This window comes from Corallococcus praedator (genome assembly GCF_003612125.1).
GTDB classification, from domain to species: domain Bacteria; phylum Myxococcota; class Myxococcia; order Myxococcales; family Myxococcaceae; genus Corallococcus; species Corallococcus praedator.
This window is the reverse complement of the sequence record NZ_RAWI01000597.1, coordinates 1-4,040: the sequence shown is the minus strand read 5'-3', so window position 1 is coordinate 4,040 and position 4,040 is coordinate 1. Positions and strand designations below refer to the sequence as shown.

The window sequence follows — 4,040 nt, the reverse complement described above, 5'->3', positions numbered from 1 at the left end:
GGGTGGGGACGTGCTGTGACACGCACAAGCAGGCGATGCTCGCGGTGCTGGGCCACTCCGGGGCGGTGCTGATTGGCAGCCGGTCCTTCGCGGAGGAGGTGCACGGGCACCACGGCACGCCGCTGAACCGGTTCACCATCGTGCCGGGCGCCACGGACACCCAGCGCTTCCATCCCAGGAACGGGCGGGCGCTCGGGGAGCTCGGGGAGGTGCCGGTGCTGCTGTACCACGGCCGGGTGGACGCGAGGAAAGGCGTGATGGAGCTGCTGGACGCGGTGAAGCGGCTGGTGGCGGAGGGGCGCCGGCTGAAGCTGCGCGTGTCTGGGATTGGACCGGACGTGGAGGCGGTGCGGGCGAAGGTGGCGGCGGAGGGGCTGCGGGACACGGTGGAGATGGTGGGCGCGTCCAGCTACGCGGAGGCGCCGGACCTGTACCGGAGCGGGGACCTCTTCGTGTCGCCCACATATTCAGAAGGGTTCTCCAACACGCTGCTGGAGGCGATGGCCTCCGGGCTGCCCATCGTGTCCACCCAGGCGGTGGGGGTGGTGGACTGCCTGGAGGACGGGCGGGACGCGCTGCTGGTGCCGCCCAAGGACAGCGACGCGCTGGCGAACGCCATCGCCTGCCTGCTGGACGACGCACCGCTGCGCAAGCGCCTGGCGACCACGGCGCTGGAGGAGGTGCGCAAGCTGTACTCGTGGCGGGCCGTGGGACGCAGGATTCAAGGCATCTACACGGAGCTGACGGGCACGCGGCCGGACACGCAGTGGACGAACCTGTATGACCCGGCGACGACGCAGGAGAGCGCGGACCCGACGTGTCGCTTCCGGGCCTCGCCGCACCTCCTATGAGCACGGCCCTGTTCATCTCGCCGCACCTGGATGACGTGGCCTTCTCCTGCGGGGGCACGCTGGCGGCGTTGAAACAGAAGGGGTGGACGGTGGCGCTCGTCACCGTCTTCACCCGTTCGGTTCCGGAGCCGAAGGGCTTCGCGCTCCAATGCCAGACGTCGAAGGGCCTGGGGCCGGAGGTGGACTACATGGCCCTGCGACGCGAGGAGGACCGGGCCTTCGTGAAGCGTCTGGGCGTGGACGTGTCGGTGTGGGGCGACCTGGAGGAGGCGCCCCACCGGGGCTACGCGAGCCCCGCGGAGTTGTTCCAGCCGCCGCGAGCCAGCGACGTCGTCGGGGCCTGGGTGCGGGGGTGTCTGCGGCCGGTGCTGTGGGAGCTGAAGCCGGACCGCGTCTTCGTGCCCCAGGCGCTGGGAGGCCACGTGGACCACGTGCAGGTGGTGCGCGCGGTGCAGGGTCTGGGCATCCCGGGGAACCGGATCCTCTATTACCGGGACACGCCCTACGCCGTGCGACAACCGGACGCATTGCCGGACGCGACCCTGCCCCAAGGCCTGCAACCCCTGGCCGTGGACATCACGAAGCACCTGTCCCGGAAGCTGGAGGGCTGCGCCTGCTACAGCAGCCAACTGGGCTTCCAGTTCGGCGGCGAGGAGGGACTGGCGCCCACGCTCACCGCCTTCCACCAACGAGAGGCCCGCGCCTGGGGCCTCACCGGAGCCGCCGAGGTCTTCCTGAAGTCCCCTGGCCAGGATTAGCGTCCAAACCCACCCAGCGCCGTGCGGCTGAAGCTTGCCGCACCCTGGCTGACGCGCACCGCGGACTGGCTGAACACCTGGAATGCGGCGCGGATCTCCTGGGCGCTCTGCCCCGGCGTGAGGATCCACCGGTCCGCGATGCCCATGCTCTGGAACACCTTGCGGAAATCCGTCGCGCCGTCGTCGATGCCCATCGCCGCCACGATGTGGTTCTCCACCCGGTGCAGGTCCTTCACCAACGCCGCCACGTCCTTCGCCCGCGCCTTCTGTGAACCCTGGTCCGCGCCGTCGGTAATCAGCAGCGTCACCGTGCGCACCGGCACCCCGTTTCCGCTGAACTCCTGCGCCTTGGCCAGCACCGTGCCCAGCAGCACCACCGCGTTGTCATACAGCGGCGTGCCCATGTCCGCCGCGTAGTTGCCGGAGTGCATCCGCACCACGTCCTCCAGCGGCCGGAAGGGGTTGAGCACATGCCCGTTCAGGTAGCGCGTGTGGAACAGCACGCCGTCCTTCTGCTGGCTCGCCAGCAGCGCGTCCAGCACCAGGTTGTGCCCGTCGCACACCGTCTTCGTGTGCCCGGCGTGCGAGATGCTCCCCGAGTCATCCGGCATCACCGTCACCAGCACCACCTCGCTCGCCTGCACGTCGTCCACGTGCACGCCCAGGCCCGCTTGAATCTGCGCCCCCAGGTCCACCACCGTCAGCGCCTGCAGGCCCGCGGGGCTCAGCACCCCTTCCGCGTGCGCATCCTCGAAGAGCTTCTGGACCCCACCACCGTTCGCCTTGCTCATGTCCGTGTCTCCTTTCGGTCTTGAATGACAGACGTCACGCCAGGTGCAGGTCGGGCCAGCTCGTCAGCGGGTCCGTGGACTTCACCAGGTGCATGCCCGCGTCCGCGAAGCGCTTGAGCGCCGCGTCCGCCTGCGGCGTGAAGTCCGCCGCGAAGCCGCCCTTGCCGTCCGGCACCGTCACCGACGACATGCAGTCCGTCAGCAGGTACACCTTCCGGGCCAGCGCGGCGTCCTGCGCGACAATCTCTCCCAGCAGGTCGTCAATGGAGCTCTTCACGCAGTGGCTGGCGGCCTGTCCGCCAATCACCACCGCGTCCGACGTGAGCAGCGTCTTCAGGAACTGCGTGTTGCGCTGCGCGAGCGGCTGGCCGTCATGCCGCATCAACACCTCCGGCCGCAGCACCGAGTAGTTCTCCGTCAGCGGGTTGCCGCCCTTCACCTCCGCCCACGACTGCACGCCGCGCGCGAACGAGTGGAACAGCCGGGCCTCCTGCACCACGCCCGCCAGGGCGTGCCCGTCGCTGCCCAGCAGGCAGTGTGGCGGCCACAGGTACAGCGTGTACTTGCCCGCCCGCTCCAGCTCCTCGCAGTAGTACTTCACCTGCTTGAGCAGCCACGGGTAGTTGCCGCCGCACAGCCACTTCGCCACCGCGGGATTCGGCCGCGCCTGGCCGCGCTCAATCTGCTCGCGCGTCACTTCCCTGTACGGCTGCAGCGGCTGGTCGTCCTGGTCCACCCAGAAGGACGGGAAGAAGATCTGGTAGGCGAAGTGCGTGTCCAGCGTCGCGGTGACGTTCGTCAGCGTCCCCAGGTTCCGGTAGATGAACTCCGCGATGCGGCGGTTGTCGTCGACGGCCCCCCGCCCGCTCCGCCCCGCGACGTACAGCGAGCCGTCCGGGAAGCAGAAGTCCTTCTGCACATCGATGAGCAGCAGGTGCAGGTTGAACGTGTCCGTCGCAGATACCTTCACGCCCTGCGCCGCCTTCCATGTGCCGGCCTCCTGCTGCAACCTGCCGGCGTTGGGGCCGTAGCCGTACTCCGCCGCATGGCTGGCATTGTAGAACCCGGGCAGCGGCAATTCCTTCGCGGTCGTCTTCTTCATGTCCATCCCCCTTGCGTGTTTCACGTCATCCGCAACACGGTGAGGGCCTGCGCCCCCACCACCATCAATCCCTCTCGCGACAGCAGCAACTGGCACCCTGCGTCCACGAACGGCTCCGCGTCCGGGAACTCGCGCACGGCCTCCAGCTGGCCCTGCCGCGCCTCCACGCGCGTCAGCCCCGCGTCCGTGGCACAGAAGAGCGCGCCCCCCACCGCGCATTTCCCCCTCAACGTCCCCAGCCATGAGCCGTTCCCCGCATCGGCCCAATTGCTCGCGCGCACCGCCCCGTCCGGCCCCAGCAGCACCGCGTGGTGCACCGTGCGCCCCCCGTACTCCTCCGCGAGGAACAACCACACCGAGTCGCCGTCGAACACCGCCTCCGCGTCCAGCAACTGCCCCGACGGCCACGGCAGCGCGAGCCCATCCCTCAAGCCCTTGCGCTCCCCATCGAACAGGAAGGCCCCCCTCAGGCCCGCCGCGCGGTGGAAGCCCAGACCGAAGCGGGGCCCCACGAACAGCCGCGTCTGTCCTTCCAGCA

General features: G+C 69.4%; 4 protein-coding genes and 1 pseudogene. 2 read left to right on the top strand and 3 right to left on the bottom strand.

Annotated elements, in window-relative coordinates; all coding sequences use genetic code 11:
• Positions 1 to 851, top strand: an 851-nt coding sequence (locus D7Y13_RS39445) for a glycosyltransferase family 4 protein (protein WP_147452610.1), incomplete at its 5' end; no start/stop codon positions are given.
• The gene (locus D7Y13_RS48870) at positions 848 to 1,609 is read left to right on the top strand and encodes a PIG-L deacetylase family protein (RefSeq protein WP_120585441.1); all 762 of its coding nucleotides are present in this window, start codon (positions 848 to 850) and stop codon (positions 1,607 to 1,609) included. The genes D7Y13_RS39445 and D7Y13_RS48870, both read left to right, overlap by 4 nt.
• Here D7Y13_RS48870 and D7Y13_RS39435 read toward each other — a convergent pair.
• From D7Y13_RS39435 to D7Y13_RS39425, 3 genes and pseudogenes are all read right to left on the bottom strand, one after another.
• On the bottom strand, positions 1,606 to 2,400 hold the full coding sequence (locus D7Y13_RS39435; RefSeq protein WP_120535953.1) for a hypothetical protein: 795 nt from the start codon (positions 2,398 to 2,400) through the stop codon (positions 1,606 to 1,608). The genes D7Y13_RS48870 and D7Y13_RS39435 overlap by 4 nt on opposite strands.
• Before the next feature lie 34 nt (positions 2,401 to 2,434).
• The gene (locus D7Y13_RS39430; protein ID WP_120585446.1) at positions 2,435 to 3,502 is read right to left on the bottom strand and encodes a cysteine hydrolase family protein; all 1,068 of its coding nucleotides are present in this window, start codon (positions 3,500 to 3,502) and stop codon (positions 2,435 to 2,437) included.
• 20 nt (positions 3,503 to 3,522) lie between these two features.
• A pseudogene (locus D7Y13_RS39425) lies at positions 3,523 to 4,040 on the bottom strand (hypothetical protein); the annotation flags it as partial.

Excerpts from the sequence above, each read along its gene's own strand:
- D7Y13_RS48870 (WP_120585441.1), top strand. The coding sequence starts at position 848 with ATGAGCACGGCCCTGTTCATCTCGCCGCACCTGGATGACGTGGCCTTC.
- D7Y13_RS39435 (WP_120535953.1), bottom strand. The coding sequence starts at position 2,400 with ATGAGCAAGGCGAACGGTGGTGGGGTCCAGAAGCTCTTCGAGGATGCG.
- D7Y13_RS39430 (WP_120585446.1), bottom strand. The coding sequence starts at position 3,502 with ATGAAGAAGACGACCGCGAAGGAATTGCCGCTGCCCGGGTTCTACAAT.